Here is a 15623-nt window from a genome sequence, read left to right on the forward strand (position 1 = left end):
TAAGAAATGATATCAGCAAACTTATCAGCAGTTTTTTATCTTATTTCAGGTGTTTTATTTATTTTAGCATTAAGAGGATTGTCATCGCCAGAAACATCTAGGCAAGGTAATTTTTTTGGTATTTTGGGAATGGTAATTGCAATATCAGTTACATTTTTGTCTATTGGAAATTTTTCAAATGGTTTTATTTATGTTTTAATTTTTCTCTTAATAGGTGGTCTAATTGGAGCCTTCATAGCGTATAAAATACCCATGACAGCTATGCCAGAGCTTGTTGCTGGTTTTCACAGTCTTGTAGGTCTAGCGGCAGTATTTGTAGCAATATCAGCCTTTTTAAATCCAGAAGCATTTAATCTTGGATCGCCAGGAAATATTAAAATTGGAAGTTTAATTGAAATGTCAATTGGTGCTGCGGTTGGTGCAATAACTTTTTCTGGTTCAATAATTGCTTTTTTAAAACTTCAAGGAATAATGTCTGGCTCTCCAATAACATTTAAAGGTCAGCATCCACTTAATGCATTAATATTGACTTCTATACTATTTGTAGTTTATTTTTTATGTTCAACTCAATCTTCAAATTTATTTTGGATATTATTAGCTATTTCTTTTTTGATTGGTTTTTTACTAATAATTCCAATTGGTGGCGCAGATATGCCAGTCGTCATATCAATGTTAAATTCATATTCTGGATGGGCAGCTGCAGGAATAGGTTTTACATTAGAAAATTCTGCATTAATAATTACGGGGGCCTTAGTTGGCTCTTCAGGAGCAATTTTATCTTACATAATGTGCAAAGGCATGAACCGGTCTTTCTTTAATGTTATTTTAGGTGGATTTGGTGCAACTGAACAATCTTCATCCTCAGTTAATAAAGAACAAAAGCCCGTCAAAAGTGGAAATGCAGAAGATGCAGCATTCTTAATGAAAAATGCATCCTCAGTCATAATAGTTCCAGGGTATGGTATGGCTGTAGCTCAAGCTCAGCACGCCTTAAGAGAAATGGTAGATACACTTAAAAAAAATGATATCAAAGTTTCTTATGCAATTCATCCAGTAGCAGGAAGAATGCCAGGACATATGAATGTATTATTAGCAGAAGCAAATGTACCTTATGATGAGGTTTTTGAATTAGAAGAGATTAATAATGACTTTGCTAATGCAGATGTTGCTTTTGTGATAGGAGCAAATGATGTGACAAACCCGGTTGCAAAAACAGACCCACAAAGTCCAATTTATGGAATGCCTGTTTTAGATGTCGAAAAATGTAAGTCTGTATTATTTGTAAAGAGAAGTTTGTCCCCTGGTTATGCTGGTATTGACAATGATTTGTTTTATAAAGAAAATACGTTAATGCTATTTGCAGATGCAAAAAAAATGACCGAAGATATAACTAGAAATCTTTAAAACTTTATGAAAACTAAAATTTTTTGTGATATTGCAGAATTAGATTTAATCAGAAAATTTAATAAAAAGAAAATAGTAAAAGGCTTTACAACAAACCCTAGTTTAATGAGAAAAGCTGGAGCCAAAGATTATAAATCCTATTCGAAAAAAATTTTAAAAATATGTAATAATAAACCAGTATCTCTTGAGGTATTTGCAGATGAGTATAAAGATATGAAAATGCAAGCTTTAAAAATAAACACATGGGGAAAAAATGTTTATGTAAAAATTCCAGTAGTTAATTCAAAAGGAGTATTCACTGGAAGAATTATTAAAGAATTAAATAGTAAAAAAATAAAACTTAATATCACAGCAGTATACACTGCTAGTCAAACCAAAAAAATACTCAAATTAATTAATAAAAATTCTAAAGTTATTATTTCTATATTTGCTGGAAGAGCTGGAGATACTGGAAAAGATCCAGTTCCAGAATTTAAAAAAAGTATAGCAATAGCAAAAAAATTTAAAAATGTGGAAATACTTTGGGCAAGTGTTAGGGAACCCTATAACTATTTACAGGCCAAACAACTTGGATGTCATATAATTACTATTCCACCATCAACTATAGAAAAAATAGAAAATTTTGGGAAGTCATTCAATCAATTGACAAAAGAAACTGTAAAAGCATTTCTAATAGACACAAAAAAAGCAAAATTTATAATTTGATTTAGTAAAAGTATTATTATAGCAACATATAACAATGGTTAAATTTTTATTTATATTCTTTTTATTAACGTTCGATGCACAGGCTTATATTGATCCTGGCTCAGGAAGTATTATAATTCAAGCAATTATTGGAGCTATAGCAACAGTAGGAACTACAGCGACTATTTATTGGAAAAAAATAAAAGATTTTTTTAAAAAAGATAAAAAAAAAGACGAAGATGCAAAATGATACGTTTAAAGAGTCTTCATCATTTAGAGATAATTTTGGTTCCGTCTATCATTCAAATGGAAATATCTTAAGAACAGTTAATAAAGTAGCAGAAAAAAATTTTAATAATTTAAAGAAAAAAAATATTTTCAAAAATTCGATAGACAAAGGTTTTTTAATAGATTTTGATATATTAGAAAAAAAACTATATCCAAAACAACTTCAAAACTATGATATTGTCTTAAAGGCAAAAAAAATAAGTTTTATTAGTTATCCTTATGAATGGACGTTTAATCAATTAAAAGACGCTGCTATTCACCATTTAAATTTTCAAATATTTTTATTAGAATCAAATTGTGTTTTGAGAGATTCTTCAGCTTTTAATATTCAATTTTATAAGGGGAGGCCTATTTTCATCGATATCATGTCATTAAAAGAATACGAAGATGGTGAATATTGGAATGGTTACAAGCAATTTTGTGAAAATTTTTTAAACCCCTTATTAATAGGACATTTAAAAAATATAGAACATAATAATTTTTTCAGAGGATCTATAGAGGGGCTAGATACAGTTTTGTTAAATAAAATTTTAAATTTTATGGATAAAATTTCATTTAATGTATTTACCCATGTTGTTTTGCAATCAAAATTTTTACAACAAGATATAAAAAATCCAAAAGCTACTAGAGAAAAAAAGAATAGATTAAAAAAATTTAAAAAAACCTCTTATTTATTTATGTTGAACCAATTTAAGTCATGGATATCAAAATTAGAGTTTAAAAAAAATAAATCAATTTGGGGAAAATATGAAAAAAATAATACTTATAGTGAAAAAAGTTTATCTGAAAAAGAAAAAATTGTTTCACAGTTCGTGAAAAAAATCCAACCACAAAAGTTGATAGATCTTGGTTGTAATAATGGACAATTCAGCAAGATAGCATTAGATAGTGGGGCAAAAGAAGTTGTTGCTGTTGATTTTGATATAAACGCAATATCAAATACTTATGAAATATCAAAAAAAAATAATTTAAATTTACTACCACTTTTCATTGATCTCTCAAATCCCAGTCCAAATCAAGGATGGAGACAATTAGAAAGACAAGGTTTTAAAGAAAGATTTGAATGTAATGCTGTAATAGCTTTGGCAATTGAACACCATCTTATTATTGGTAAGAATGTACCGATTAATGAATTTATTGATTGGATAATTGACTTTGGAAAATTTGGACTTTTAGAATTTATACCTAAAGAAGATGAGACTGTTCAAGATATGCTATCCACGAAAGAGGATATTTATCTAGATTACTCAGAAAAAAATTTTGAAAAAGAATTATCAATTAAAACTAAAATTGTAAATAAATATAGATTAGCAGACTCACAAAGAATTCTTTATGAATACGAAATTTTATAATATTTATGGCGTTGTAAGTATTTTTCCAATTTGGATTTTTAAATCAAACTTAGCAATAACTGACCTTTTTAATTTATCTATATTATTCATAGTCCTACCAATTTTAGCCCATCAGCTAATATTAAGACTGAATATAAAAACATATTCAAGTGTAATATATATTTGGATAAGTCTAATTACTTTTTATTCCATTGATCAAAACTTGGGTTTATGGATTTTTTCTCAAGATTTTACATTTATATATACCTTCACACCCTATTATAGGTCTGTTTACTTCTCGATAGTAATAATAATTTTTTTAAGTTTATTTATTTTTTCATTAAAACAAAATGGTTTAAAAATTTTATTTTCATTTTTAATCACAATTTTTATTTTTAATATAATAGAAAATTCAAAAAATTTTTCTAATTTTCCTACTACAGATTTATCTTTTAAAAAACAAGAAGTTAGAGAAGATAACATAAATAAAAAAATAGTACTTATTTTTGATGAAATGTCAGGCTTAAATAGTTTAGATTCAAAAATCAAAAATGGTGAATATATAAATAAACATATTATAAATTTTTTTTTAAAAAATAAATTTGATATTTACACAAATGCATTCTCATTATTTAAAAGCACGGATCAATCTTTATCTTCGGTTCTTAATTTTATAACAAATAAACAGAGTTATACTAATATTGATATAGAAAAAAAAACTCATTTTTTAAAAAAATCAAAAAATTATTTCATAGTAAAAGATTTAATAGAAAATAAATTTTTTGATCTTGAGAATAATAAAAATATTGTGGTCCAACAGTCGATGTATATGAATTTTTGTGATCACCCAAAAGTTATAATTTGCAATCAATTTAATCCATTTAATAAAAATTTAACTTTTTTAGATGGATTTAAAGATACCAAATTAACTAACTATGTTTCTAATTATCGAAATAATGGATCAGTGCTAAGTCATTTGATTTGGAGAATTCTTGTTGAAATAAGAGCCATAGATACAAGGCTTGATCCAGCTGGAGAAAAAGCCTCTATTCGATATTTATTTAATGAACTTTTTGAAAATATTAAAAATAATAAAACATCTACTTTATTTTTCTCTCATATTTTAATTCCACATATACCTTATGGTTTTAAAAAAAATTGTGAATATGACGGAAACAAAGCTACCAATTTTAACAATATGTCTATTAAAGAAAAAAGATTGCAGCATAGTTTAGAAAAAATTTGTTTAATAAAATATTTAGATGAATTTTTTGAAAATCTTAAAATGATTTCTGAATTTAAAAATTTTGAAATAATTATATTTTCTGATCATGACTCGAGAATAGACCCATCTCAAAAAGAAAATAATGTAATATTTGTTCATAAAAAAAAGGAAAGTTTTAAAAGTGCAAATATAATAAAAGAAAAATTTTCAATTAATGAATTATTCTTTAATTTAAAATAATTCTTGTACTACAAAAGTGTTGCTAAGATTGGTTGCGGGGGACGGATTTGAACCGCCGACCTTCAGGTTATGAGCCTGACGAGCTACCAGACTGCTCCACCCCGCGATAATATTTAAATTCTATTTTTAAGCTTGTTAAGCTTTTTTACTCTTTTAATATTCTCCTGTAATATTCTTTTTTTCTTTTCAGAAGGTTTTTCGTAAACACTCTTTAATTTCACTACTTTAAAAAAACCATCTCTTTGAAGTTTTCTTTTAAGCACCCTTAGAGCCTGTTCAATATTATTGTCTTTAACTTCTATTTTCATAAATATTTTAAAAAAGATTAATTATCACTATAAAATTTTGATGTCTATTAAATTTATTCATTATTTGAAACTTCTCTGGACTTTTTTGCTTTCTCTTTTTCTTTTTTTTCTCTTTTTATTCTTCTTTCAGCTTTTTCAATAGCCTCAATTAGATTTTTTTGAGAAAAAAGACCTAATGCAACAGGATCTTTAGGATTTAAATTATTATAATTCCAATAACTTTTATTTTTAATTGAAGTAACTGAAGTTTTGGTAATTCCAACTAATTTTGCAATTTGAGAATCTTTTAATAAAGAATGATGTTTAATCAACCATAATGCTGAGTCTGGTTTATCTTGTCTTTTAGACAAAGGTATATATTTTTTAATTTTTTTATCTTCTGTTGATATTTCGATGTCCGTATTTTTAATCTGTAGTTCTTTATTTTCATCATTTGAAGCTAATTCAATTTCTTCTCTAGTAAGTTGGCCTGAAATGATTGGATTATATGCCATAATTCCCTTTGCGACTTCACCGTCTGCAATACCTTGAATTTCAACTTCATGTAGATTACAAAACTTCGCAATTTGTTTAAAAGTTAGTGTAGTATTTTCTACTAACCAAACAGCAGTTGCCATAGGCATTAATGGTACGTTTGACATTTAATCTTTCTTTTCTGATCTGAAATTTTGGAACTTTTTATTGAATTTACTAACACGACCCTTATCCATTAACTTTTGTTTTCCACCAGTCCAAGCAGCATGGGATTTTGGATCAATTTCTAATTTTAAAATTTCTCCTTCTTTACCCCAAGTTGATCTTGTTTCAAATTGAGTTCCATCAGTCATTTCTACTTTAATTGTGTGGTAGTTTGGGTGTATGTCTTTTTTCATATCGAGACTTATAGCAAAAGAATTTTATAAAACAATTAAAAGTTCTTTAATTTTTTAAGCATTTTTTCGTTAATTGCCATACTCGAGGCCCTTATTTGGATATTTTTATTTTGAGAAAGGTTTATTTCGTTAATGATGCCTCCAGCCTCTTTTAGGATAATTATACCTGCTGCTATATCCCATAGATTGAGGTCATTTTGGAAATAACCATCATATCTTCCTGAGGCAACATAGGCAATATCAAGGGCTGCACTTCCAGATTTTCTTAGAGGTAGATCAACTTCATCTTTAGATATACCACCTGTTGCGAACAAACAGCTATTAAGCTCTTTTTTTTTTGAAACTCTAATTCTTTGATTATTAAAAAAAGCACCATTCTCCTTTTCAGCATAGAACATTTCATCTTTTATGGGATCATAAATTAATCCAGAAACTATTTCGTCTCCAGATTTTAGAGCGATAGATATTGCAAAGTGGGGAACCCCATGTAAAAAATTAGTAGTTCCATCGATAGGATCTATAATCCAGGTATTATTCTTATCCTTGTTTATCTCAGAACCATCCTCCTCACTGATGATAGAGTAATAAGGTCTAGCTTTTTTTAACTCTTCAATAATTATTTTTTCAGCTTTTAGATCAGCATTAGAAACAAAATCTTTAGGCCCTTTAACTGAAACTTGAAGTTTTTCTATTTCTCCAAAATCTCTAATTAAAGCTCTGGATGCTTTTTCAGCAGCCTTGATCATTATATTAAGATTGGCTGATATTGATTGCATAAAATTTATATCTTTTTTATGTATTCCATAGTTCTGGTATCAACAATGATTTTATCTCCACTATCAATAAAGGGAGGCACTTGAATGTTTATTCCATTATCTAAAGTTGCAGGTTTATACGAAGAAGAAACAGTTTGGCCCTTAAGCGCAACGTCAGTTGTTTCAATTATACATGTAACTTGATTGGGTAATTCTATTGTTAAAGGGTTTTCATTATAAAAACTTATACTTACTTCTAAATTTTCAGTCAATAATTTTCCTTTTTCTCCAACAATTTCTTTTTTAATGCTAATTTGTTCAAAAGATTTAGGGTCCATAAAATAATAATCTGCCTCATCTTCATAAAGATAATTGAACTTTGTTTCGTCCAATGAGGCTTTTTCAATGGACTCACTAGATCTAAATCTTTCATTTAATTTTGTATTTTTATTTACACTTTTCATTTCAACTTGTGCAAAGGCACCACCTTTACCAGGCTTAACATGCTGTGTTTTAAGAACTTGCCAAAGATCACTTTTATATTCAACTAGCATTCCAACTCTAATTTCACTTGCGTATATTTTCATTTTAATTTTTTAATAGCTTCTAATGGTTTATATTTTTTATTATTCCAAATGTAGCCTGAAATAGCTAAAAAGTTTGCTTTATTCAATAAAAGTTTTTTATAATTATTGAACTTTATACCACCAATAGCAACAATTGGCAGAGTTGTTATTTTTTTAACAGATTTTAATATTTTTAAACTAGCTCTATATTTAACTATCTTGGTTTTAGATGTATAAAATGCTCCAAAAGCCAAGTAATCAGCACCAGCCTCAATAGCATTCTTTGCTAAACCAATAGAGTTGTGACAGGTGACTCCAATGATTTTATTTATTAGTAACTTCCTGGCTTTGATTAAATTCATATCTTTTTGACCTAAATGACAACCATCTGCATTAAGTTTTTTAGCAAGTAGTGGGTCATCATTGATTAAAAATTGAACTTTATATTTCTTACAAATTTTTTTTATTTTTTTTCCAATAATCAATTTTTTTGAATTTGTCTCCTTTTTCAGTCTTAGCTGAAAATAGTTTACTTTTCCTGAATTCAATACAAGAGCCAAGTTCGTATAAAAGCTTTCATCCATTATTTTGTTTGGAGAAATTAAATAAATAAATTTCTTATTTATCTTATTTTGCTTCAAGTTCTGCTGACCATTTCCCTTGAGCAGCAAGCGTACACATATTGGCTCTGTGGTTGAAAATTTTTTGAGTTCCATTAGTATCTTTAATATTTTTTGACCAAAATTTGAGTGCGCTTTTTTGTAAGGCTCTACCATATGAGTAAGTCATAATAAAATTTGTATCGTTATGCTTATTAATTAGGTTCAAATTTTTAGTTGCCTCTATTTCTGTTTGACCACCTGATAAAAAAGCAATTCCAGGCACTTCAAAAGGAACATTTTTTTTCAAGCATTTTAATGTAAGTCTTGCAACTTCTTCACTTGATATTTTTTTATTAGACTCAGTTCCTGCTAAGATCATATTGGGTTTTAAAATTATTCCACTTAAATCGATTTTGTGGATTGCTAATTCTTCAAAACACCTCCTAATAACTTCAGAGGTTTTATCAAAACAAACTTCAGCAGAATGATCTCCGTCCATTAAAACTTCTGGCTCTACAATTGGGACCATTCCACATTCTTGAACTAGTGCAGAATATCTTGCTAATGCATGAGCATTGGATTGAATAGAAAGTGTGCTTGGATATTTATTTGAAATATTATACACACCTCTCCACTTTGTAAATCTTGCACCAAGTTTATAATAGCCTTGAAGTCTTTCTCTTAAACCATCCAATCCTTCTGTGATCTTTTCTTCAGGTGACCCCGCTAGAATTTTTGCACCAGTATCAACTTTAATTCCAGGCACTGCACCAGATATAGAAATTAATTCTGGAATAGTTTTTTGTAAGTTAGATGTTTGGTTTATTGTTTCATCATATAAAATAACTCCCCCAATATAATTTTTCATTCCCTCGGAAGAGAAAAGTGTTTCTCTGAATAAAAGCCTATTTTCTGAAGTTGATGGAACATTTACAGAATCTAGTCGTTTAGTCATGGTTCCATTGCTTTCATCCGCAGCAAGGATTCCTTTGCCATTAGAGAGTATTTTTAATGCAATTTTATTTAATTCAGACATTTTAATTCAGTGCCTTTATACCAGGAAGTTCTTTTCCTTCAAGGTATTCTAGAAAAGCCCCACCAGCTGTTGAAACAAAATTAAAGTGATTAGTTGTTTCTAAAATATTTAATAATGCAACTGTATCACCTCCACCAGCTACAGAGTAAATTGCATTGTTTTTGTTTTTTTCAACAATCTTTTTTGCAATTTCCACACTTCCATTAGCAAATTTAGAATTTTCAAAATATCCAGCAGGTCCATTCCATAAAATAGTACTACTTTTTTCAATTAATTGATTGATAGTCTTAATTGTTTTTGGACCAATATCTAAAATTAACTCGTCTTTTAAAATATTATTTAACTCTTTTATTTCAGGTGATCCATTTAAGCTTTTACCTACTGCAACGTCTTCAGGAAAAATAATTTTACAACTCTCTTTTTTTGATAGAAAAAATATTTCTTCAATTATTTGTTCACATCCATTCTCTTGAATAGACTTTCCAATTTCATAACCTTTATATTTAATTATATTGTTAGCCATACCACCAACTATTATAATATTATCAAATTTAGGTATTAAGTTTTTAATAATATTAATTTTAGATGATATTTTGGAACCTCCAATGATGCAAGTAATGGGCTTTTTAATTTCAGACGTAATTTTTGTTAGAGCTTCAATTTCTAAATTAAATTGTAGACCGGCATATGATGGAATAAATTTAGTAATTTCAGAAATTGAGGCATGAGCTCTGTGCGAACATGAGAAAGCATCATTAACATAAATATCAGCTAAACTTGCTAAATGTTTTGCAAATACATTGTCATTCTTTTCTTCTTCTTCATAGAACCTAAGATTTTCAAGTATTACAATTTTTTGATCATGACTATTAAATAAATCTTCAGACTTCACTTCTTTTAAGTTTTTTGAAATAAGTTCTATATTTTGATTCAATTTAATTTTTAAATTTTCACATATTGGTTTAAGAGAAAGAGTTTTTTCAATTTTACCATTAGGCCTACCAACATGGGATAATATTATAATTTTAGTCCCATACTTTAATAAAAAATTAATAGTGGGTAAAATTTTATCTATTCTAGTTGTGTCTGTAATTTTTCCTTCACTTAGTGGAACGTTTAAATCCAACCTAAGTAACACTTTTTTTTGATTTAGATTAGGTTCGTCTTTTATGCTTCTCATTAAGAGATTTTATGAATATGTTCTGCAATGTCACACATTCTATTTGAAAAACCCCATTCGTTATCGTACCACGCTGAAATTTTTCCCATATTTTTCCCAACTACATTAGTTAAAGATAAATCAACAATCGCTGAAGCTGAATTGTGATTAAAATCAATTGAAACTAACTTTTCCAATGTAACTTCTAAAACTTTTTTTACCTGTTTTTTAGAAGCAGAAGTAAATGCACTATTAATTGCATCTTTATCCATTTCTTTTTTTGTACAAAAAACCAATTCTATAAGTGAAACATTGGGAGTTGGTACTCTCATAGCAATACCCTCTAGTTTACCTTTTAAGGACGGTATAATTTCACCAATTGCTTTTGAAGCACCTGTTGAGGTTGGAACAATTGATTGACTGGCTGATCTTGCTCTTCTTGGATCCTTGTGAGAATTATCTAAAATTCTTTGATCGCTAGTAAAAGCATGAATGGTAGTCATAAACCCTTTTTCAATTTGAAAATTTTCATTTAAAACATTTGCAACAGGTGCAAGACAATTAGTTGTACAAGAGGCTGCAGAAATAATTTGATCTTTTTTTGTCAAAATATTCTCATTAACCCCATAAACAATTGTCTTATCTGCATTTTTACAAGGTGCAGAAACTAGAACTTTCTTTGCACCATTTTTTATATGAATTAATAATTTTTCTTTTGAGTTGAATTTTCCAGTACATTCAAAAACATAATCAACATCAAATTTTTTCCAATTTATATCTTCAATATTAGATTCTTGTGAAAATGTTATCTTATTATTATTTATAATTAAGTGTTTTTCATCATAATCTAAATCTGCATTGAATTTACCATGAATAGAGTCATACTTAATTAAAGAACAACTTGCCTCAGAATTTGATCTATTATTAATATGTTTGATTTCTATATTTTTATTTTGGCTTTCAATAATAGCTCTAATTACCATTCTGCCAATTCTTCCCATTCCATTAATGCCAACTTTTATCGTCATATTTAACTCTTAATTAATTTTTTACTTCTTTGTGAAATATTTTGAACTGTTAATCCAAAATATTTATAAATTTCTTTATATGGTGCACTTTTTCCAAACGTATCAATTCCAAAAGTTAAACCCTCAGTTCCAATATATTTTTTCCAACAATCTGTTGAAGCAGCTTCAATAGATATCTTAAATTTTGTTTCATCAAGAATTTTTTTCTTATATGATTTTGGCTGTAAGTCAAAAATATCTTGGCATGGTACTGACACAACTTTAGAATATATCTTATCTTTGGCCAATTTATGACTAGTTTCAATTGCTAAATTAACCTCAGAACCACTAGCAAATATTGTTAAACTTATCTTTCTATTCGTTCTTAAAACTTCGTAAGCACCCAAAGAACATTTATTTATATTTGAATACTTTTTTCTAATAACTTGAAGATTTTGTCTAGTTAAAGATAATACACTTGGTGTTTTAGAATTTTTTAAAGCTAATTCCCAGCACTCAATAGTTTCCATTCGATCAGCTGGTCTAAAAACATTTAAATTAGGAATAGATCTTAATCCAGATAATTGCTCTATAGGTTGGTGAGTTGGTCCATCTTCTCCTAAACCAATTGAATCATGAGTCATTACATAAATAACACGTTGTTGCATTAAGGCAGACAAGCGAATTGAAGGTTTGCAGTAATCAGAAAATATTAAAAAAGTTCCACCATAAGGAATAAATTTACTATGAAGAGCTAGTCCGTTCATTATTCCAGACATTGCATGCTCTCTAACGCCATAGTGAATATAATCACCATTAAAATTAGTAGATTTAATAACATTATGATGCTTTGTTTTGGTATTATTAGATCCAGCCAAGTCAGCTGAGCCACCAATTAATGTATTATTTTCTCTAGTAAGTGCGTTAAGAATCAGCTCAGAAGCTTTACGTGAAGCTAGGCTTTTATTTTCTTTAATAGAATTTTGTTTTTCAGATTTTAAAGCTTTAGAAAAATTATTTTTAAAAACTTTATCTATAGTTTGTTTCTTTCTTTTATAAATCTTATTCCATGTAGATTCTAGTTTGGCACCCTTATTACCAATTTTTTTCCATTCATTTAAAATATCTTTAGGAATTTCAAAAGGTTTATGTTTCCAGTCCAAAGCTTTTCTAACTAGCTTAATCTCATCTGTACCAATAGGACTTCCGTGTGAAGAGGCTTTGCCAGATTTATTGGGTGAACCATATCCAATTTTTGTTTTACATGAAATAACGGTCGGTCTTTTTGCACTTTGAACTTTTTTTAAAGCTGTAAAAATTTCTTTTTCATTATGACCGTTAATTAGAATATAATCCCAACCATAACTTTCAAATCTTTTTTTAAAATTATCTGAAACTGCTAAATTAGTTGGTCCATCTATTGATATTGAGTTGTTATCAAAAAGCATTACTAGGTTTTTTAATTTTAAATGCCCAGCTAGACTCATTGCTTCATGACTAATGCCTTCCATTAAACACCCGTCACCAGCCAAAACGTAAGTTTTATGGTTTACTATTTCTTTACCTAACTTTTTCTTTAAAATTTCTTCTGCAATAGCAAAGCCAACTGAATTAGCAATACCTTGGCCAAGAGGACCCGTGGTAGTTTCAATCCCAGTACCAAGGTGATACTCGGGGTGGCCTGCACAAATAGATTTCAATTGTCTAAAATTTTTAATGTTGTTTAAAGAAATACTTTTGTATCCAGTTAAATGTAGCAAAGAGTAGAGAAGCATAGATCCATGGCCTGCAGATAAAACAAATCTATCTCTATTTAACCAGTTGGGATTTTTTGGATTAAATTTAAGAAATTTTCTAAATAAAACAGTTGCCACATCTGCCATTCCCATTGGCATTCCAGGGTGACCTGAATTTGCTTTTTGAACAGCATCTATTGACAAAAACCTTATTGCGTTTGATAAATCTTTATGTAATTTGTTCAAAAATATCCTATCTAGACTTCGAAGACTCAATTTAATAATATAAATATATATATATGAAAACAGGCAGTGAAAAAGAAAAAAAACTTAGTTTTGCACTTAATAGATTGAAGAGTTTAGATTTACAAAACCCAACATTAAAGTCTAATTTAGAAAATTTAAGTATTCAAAAAAATCAATTAGAAATTGAAAAAAAACAAATAGAAGAAAAGTATCAGAATTTAGAAAGTGAATTCAAAGCTCTTGATCAAAAATTAAAGGAAATCAATCAAAGAAAAATTGTTGAACGAAAAAAAGAGACAGAATTTTCAGAAAAAATAGATGAATTAAATCAAGAAACAGATACTTTATTAGAAGAAATAGACAAATGGCAAATGTAAATATTAAATTTAATGGTAAAAACTTTCTCCTATCTTGTGATGATGGGCAAGAAGAGCATTTAGAAGAATTATTAAACCATATTAATGAAAAGTTTAGTAATTTAAAGAATAATCTTGGAAACTTAGGAGAAAATAAACTTCTGTTAATTACTTCAGTTCAAATAATGGATGAATATTTTGAAACTAAAAAAAAAGTAGATCAAAAAAAAACTGAATTACAAAATCTATCAAATAAATTTAGAGAATTAAAATCTTTAGTCTATGATTATAAGGATAAAAAAGAAGAAGAGCTGAAACAATTATCTGAAGATCATGAGAATTTTAAGAAAGAGATAGAAAAGAACAAAGAAGATTATGAGAGAATAATTGAAGCAGCAACAAATGAAATTGAAAATTTTGTTGAAAAAGCAAATTTAGAAAATCCAGTTCAATAGACCTGTGTCAAAATCTAAATTAAGAAAAAAAATTCTTAAAATTAGAAAAAAAATTAATAGAAAAAATATTCAAATTAATTTTAATGAACTCATGAAAATTTTAAAAAAAGAAAAAATGAATAAAAAGGTTGTTGGTGGATACTATCCAGTAAACTTTGAAATAGATGACTTGGTATTATTAAAAAAATTTGAAAAAAATAAATTTGATATTTCTTTACCTGTAATTAAAAAAAACTTTCAGATGGATTATTATAAATGGTCATTTACCGAACCATTAAAAGTAAATAAATATGGTATTCCTGAGCCAGAAATCCAAAGTATAATTTATCCAGATATTTTATTAATTCCCCTGGTAGCATTTGATAAGAATCTGAATAGACTTGGATATGGTGGTGGATATTATGATCGATTTATTAAAAAATTTTCAAAAATAAAAAAAATTATTAAGATAGGGTTGGCTATTCAGGCTCAAAAAATAGATAAAGTTCCAACTAATATATATGATCAAAAATTAGATTATATTGTTACAAATAAATATGTTTTAAAATGAAAATACTTTTTTTAGGTGATGTAGTTGGTGTTTCAGGTCGATCAATGATTTTGAAAAATCTACTTCCAAAAATCAATGATGATAAAATTGATTTTGTAGTTGTTAATGGTGAAAATGCAGCTGACACAGGTGTAGGTCTCACTGAAGAGATTTGCAGAGATTTATTTAATTGTGGGGTAGATGTAGTTACAACAGGCAATCATGTGTGGGATCAAAAAGAAACAATGACTCATATTGAAAAAGAAAAAAGACTTCTTAGACCTAAAAATTTATTTGAGCCATCTCCTGGTAAGGGATTTGGAATATTTAAAGCCAAAAATGGAATGAGAGTTGGTGTACTTAATTTGATGGGAAATGTTTTTATGAAAAAATGTGAAGATGTTTTTGAAGCTGCTGAAAAATTTATGAAAAAATACAAGCTTAAAGAAGATTATGATTTTCTATTAGTTGATTTCCATGGAGAGATAACAAGCGAAAAGGGAGCCATTGGACATCTTTTTGATGGCAAAGCTACATTAGTTGTTGGATCTCATACACACATACCAACAAATGATGCTAGAGTACTAAAAGCAGGCACAGCTTATCAGACTGATGCAGGAATGTGTGGTGATTATGATTCTGTTATTGGTATGAATAAAGAGAATTCAATTAATAGATTTTTAAAAAAAAAATCTATTAAACATTTTCCAGCAACAGGAGAAGCTAGTTTATGTGGTGTGATAGTTGAATGTGATATAGAAACAGGGTTAGCAAGAAATGTAAAAAGTTTTATATATGGAGGAGAATTAAAAAATTCTCATTAA

19 protein-coding genes and 1 tRNA gene are annotated in these 15623 nt (G+C 28.0%); 9 read left to right on the forward strand and 11 right to left on the reverse strand.

Annotated features, from left to right (window positions below; genetic code table 11):
- The first annotated feature begins 6 nt into the window (after positions 1-6).
- Genes ABXT56_RS00895 through ABXT56_RS00915 form a run of 5 tightly spaced genes read left to right on the forward strand, consistent with a single transcriptional unit; the run spans position 7 to position 5172 of the window.
- The gene (locus ABXT56_RS00895) at positions 7-1404 is read left to right on the forward strand and encodes an NAD(P)(+) transhydrogenase (Re/Si-specific) subunit beta (RefSeq protein ID WP_415300396.1); all 1398 of its coding nucleotides are present in this window, start codon (positions 7-9) and stop codon (positions 1402-1404) included.
- Positions 1405-1410: 6 nt separating this feature from the next.
- Positions 1411-2109, forward strand: a complete 699-nt coding sequence (locus ABXT56_RS00900) for a transaldolase family protein (protein WP_415300398.1) — start codon at positions 1411-1413, stop codon at positions 2107-2109.
- A gap of 34 nt (positions 2110-2143) precedes the next feature.
- Positions 2144-2338, forward strand: coding sequence for a hypothetical protein (locus ABXT56_RS00905; RefSeq protein ID WP_415300400.1), 195 nt, complete (start codon positions 2144-2146; stop codon positions 2336-2338).
- Complete coding sequence (locus tag ABXT56_RS00910) at positions 2328-3728, forward strand: class I SAM-dependent methyltransferase (protein ID WP_415300402.1); 1401 nt, start codon at positions 2328-2330, stop codon at positions 3726-3728. The genes ABXT56_RS00905 and ABXT56_RS00910 overlap by 11 nt, the downstream gene beginning before the upstream one ends.
- On the forward strand, positions 3709-5172 hold the full coding sequence (locus tag ABXT56_RS00915) for a hypothetical protein (RefSeq protein WP_415300403.1): 1464 nt from the start codon (positions 3709-3711) through the stop codon (positions 5170-5172). Before ABXT56_RS00910 ends, ABXT56_RS00915 begins: the two co-directional genes overlap by 20 nt.
- A gap of 29 nt (positions 5173-5201) precedes the next feature.
- Here the strand turns inward: ABXT56_RS00915 and ABXT56_RS00920 are convergent.
- The 11 genes from ABXT56_RS00920 to tkt form a co-directional block, all read right to left on the reverse strand.
- Positions 5202-5278 (reverse strand) — tRNA-Met (locus ABXT56_RS00920).
- Positions 5279-5285: 7 nt separating this feature from the next.
- Positions 5286-5480, reverse strand: a complete 195-nt coding sequence (gene rpsU / locus ABXT56_RS00925; protein ID WP_006997326.1) for a 30S ribosomal protein S21 — start codon at positions 5478-5480, stop codon at positions 5286-5288.
- Positions 5481-5533: 53 nt separating this feature from the next.
- The gene (locus ABXT56_RS00930) at positions 5534-6121 is read right to left on the reverse strand and encodes a cell cycle transcriptional regulator TrcR (protein WP_415300405.1); all 588 of its coding nucleotides are present in this window, start codon (positions 6119-6121) and stop codon (positions 5534-5536) included.
- The gene (rpmE, locus tag ABXT56_RS00935) at positions 6122-6352 is read right to left on the reverse strand and encodes a 50S ribosomal protein L31 (protein WP_415300407.1); all 231 of its coding nucleotides are present in this window, start codon (positions 6350-6352) and stop codon (positions 6122-6124) included.
- Between the two features lie 35 nt (positions 6353-6387).
- A complete protein-coding gene (locus ABXT56_RS00940) occupies positions 6388-7128 on the reverse strand; it encodes an inositol monophosphatase family protein (protein ID WP_415300409.1) in 741 nt (246 codons plus the stop codon).
- Between the two features lie 5 nt (positions 7129-7133).
- Positions 7134-7694, reverse strand: coding sequence for an elongation factor P (gene efp / locus ABXT56_RS00945; RefSeq protein WP_415300411.1), 561 nt, complete (start codon positions 7692-7694; stop codon positions 7134-7136).
- Positions 7691-8314: a thiamine phosphate synthase gene (gene thiE, locus ABXT56_RS00950; RefSeq protein WP_415300413.1), complete on the reverse strand. Its 624-nt coding sequence runs from the start codon at positions 8312-8314 to the stop codon at positions 7691-7693. Before thiE ends, efp begins: the two co-directional genes overlap by 4 nt.
- Positions 8301-9311 (reverse strand): class I fructose-bisphosphate aldolase, encoded by a 1011-nt coding sequence (locus ABXT56_RS00955; RefSeq protein WP_415300414.1) that lies wholly within the window; start codon positions 9309-9311, stop codon positions 8301-8303. Before ABXT56_RS00955 ends, thiE begins: the two co-directional genes overlap by 14 nt.
- Before the next feature lies 1 nt (position 9312).
- The gene (locus tag ABXT56_RS00960) at positions 9313-10491 is read right to left on the reverse strand and encodes a phosphoglycerate kinase (protein ID WP_415300416.1); all 1179 of its coding nucleotides are present in this window, start codon (positions 10489-10491) and stop codon (positions 9313-9315) included.
- Complete coding sequence (gap, locus tag ABXT56_RS00965) at positions 10491-11498, reverse strand: type I glyceraldehyde-3-phosphate dehydrogenase (RefSeq protein ID WP_415300418.1); 1008 nt, start codon at positions 11496-11498, stop codon at positions 10491-10493. The genes ABXT56_RS00960 and gap overlap by 1 nt, the downstream gene beginning before the upstream one ends.
- Positions 11499-11500: 2 nt before the next feature.
- Positions 11501-13459 (reverse strand): transketolase, encoded by a 1959-nt coding sequence (tkt, locus tag ABXT56_RS00970; protein WP_415300421.1) that lies wholly within the window; start codon positions 13457-13459, stop codon positions 11501-11503.
- A 53-nt stretch (positions 13460-13512) separates the two neighbouring features.
- Here tkt and ABXT56_RS00975 point away from each other — a divergent pair, with 53 nt between their 5' ends.
- The 4 genes from ABXT56_RS00975 to ABXT56_RS00990 are packed head-to-tail and all read left to right on the forward strand — an operon-like array spanning position 13513 to position 15623.
- On the forward strand, positions 13513-13836 hold the full coding sequence (locus ABXT56_RS00975; protein WP_415300422.1) for a 5-formyltetrahydrofolate cyclo-ligase: 324 nt from the start codon (positions 13513-13515) through the stop codon (positions 13834-13836).
- Complete coding sequence (locus ABXT56_RS00980; protein WP_415300424.1) at positions 13824-14270, forward strand: cell division protein ZapA; 447 nt, start codon at positions 13824-13826, stop codon at positions 14268-14270. The genes ABXT56_RS00975 and ABXT56_RS00980 overlap by 13 nt, the downstream gene beginning before the upstream one ends.
- Before the next feature lie 4 nt (positions 14271-14274).
- Positions 14275-14820 (forward strand): 5-formyltetrahydrofolate cyclo-ligase, encoded by a 546-nt coding sequence (locus ABXT56_RS00985; RefSeq protein ID WP_415300426.1) that lies wholly within the window; start codon positions 14275-14277, stop codon positions 14818-14820.
- On the forward strand, positions 14817-15623 hold the full coding sequence (locus ABXT56_RS00990; RefSeq protein ID WP_415300428.1) for a TIGR00282 family metallophosphoesterase: 807 nt from the start codon (positions 14817-14819) through the stop codon (positions 15621-15623). The genes ABXT56_RS00985 and ABXT56_RS00990 overlap by 4 nt, the downstream gene beginning before the upstream one ends.

The organism is Candidatus Pelagibacter sp. Uisw_134_02 (genome assembly GCF_047720265.1).
Taxonomy (GTDB): Bacteria; Pseudomonadota; Alphaproteobacteria; order Pelagibacterales; family Pelagibacteraceae; genus Pelagibacter.

Coding starts and splice junctions, on each gene's coding strand:
- ABXT56_RS00895 (WP_415300396.1), top strand. CDS start 7: ATGATATCAGCAAACTTATCAGCAGTTTTTTATCTTATTTCAGGTGTT.
- rpsU (WP_006997326.1), bottom strand. CDS start 5,480: ATGAAAATAGAAGTTAAAGACAATAATATTGAACAGGCTCTAAGGGTG.
- ABXT56_RS00940 (WP_415300409.1), bottom strand. CDS start 7,128: ATGCAATCAATATCAGCCAATCTTAATATAATGATCAAGGCTGCTGAA.
- ABXT56_RS00930 (WP_415300405.1), bottom strand. CDS start 6,121: ATGTCAAACGTACCATTAATGCCTATGGCAACTGCTGTTTGGTTAGTA.
- ABXT56_RS00975 (WP_415300422.1), top strand. CDS start 13,513: ATGAAAACAGGCAGTGAAAAAGAAAAAAAACTTAGTTTTGCACTTAAT.
- efp (WP_415300411.1), bottom strand. CDS start 7,694: ATGAAAATATACGCAAGTGAAATTAGAGTTGGAATGCTAGTTGAATAT.
- ABXT56_RS00980 (WP_415300424.1), top strand. CDS start 13,824: ATGGCAAATGTAAATATTAAATTTAATGGTAAAAACTTTCTCCTATCT.
- ABXT56_RS00910 (WP_415300402.1), top strand. CDS start 2,328: ATGCAAAATGATACGTTTAAAGAGTCTTCATCATTTAGAGATAATTTT.
- ABXT56_RS00915 (WP_415300403.1), top strand. CDS start 3,709: ATGAATACGAAATTTTATAATATTTATGGCGTTGTAAGTATTTTTCCA.
- ABXT56_RS00900 (WP_415300398.1), top strand. CDS start 1,411: ATGAAAACTAAAATTTTTTGTGATATTGCAGAATTAGATTTAATCAGA.
- gap (WP_415300418.1), bottom strand. CDS start 11,498: ATGACGATAAAAGTTGGCATTAATGGAATGGGAAGAATTGGCAGAATG.
- ABXT56_RS00960 (WP_415300416.1), bottom strand. CDS start 10,491: ATGAGAAGCATAAAAGACGAACCTAATCTAAATCAAAAAAAAGTGTTA.
- rpmE (WP_415300407.1), bottom strand. CDS start 6,352: ATGAAAAAAGACATACACCCAAACTACCACACAATTAAAGTAGAAATG.
- ABXT56_RS00905 (WP_415300400.1), top strand. CDS start 2,144: ATGGTTAAATTTTTATTTATATTCTTTTTATTAACGTTCGATGCACAG.
- ABXT56_RS00990 (WP_415300428.1), top strand. CDS start 14,817: ATGAAAATACTTTTTTTAGGTGATGTAGTTGGTGTTTCAGGTCGATCA.
- ABXT56_RS00955 (WP_415300414.1), bottom strand. CDS start 9,311: ATGTCTGAATTAAATAAAATTGCATTAAAAATACTCTCTAATGGCAAA.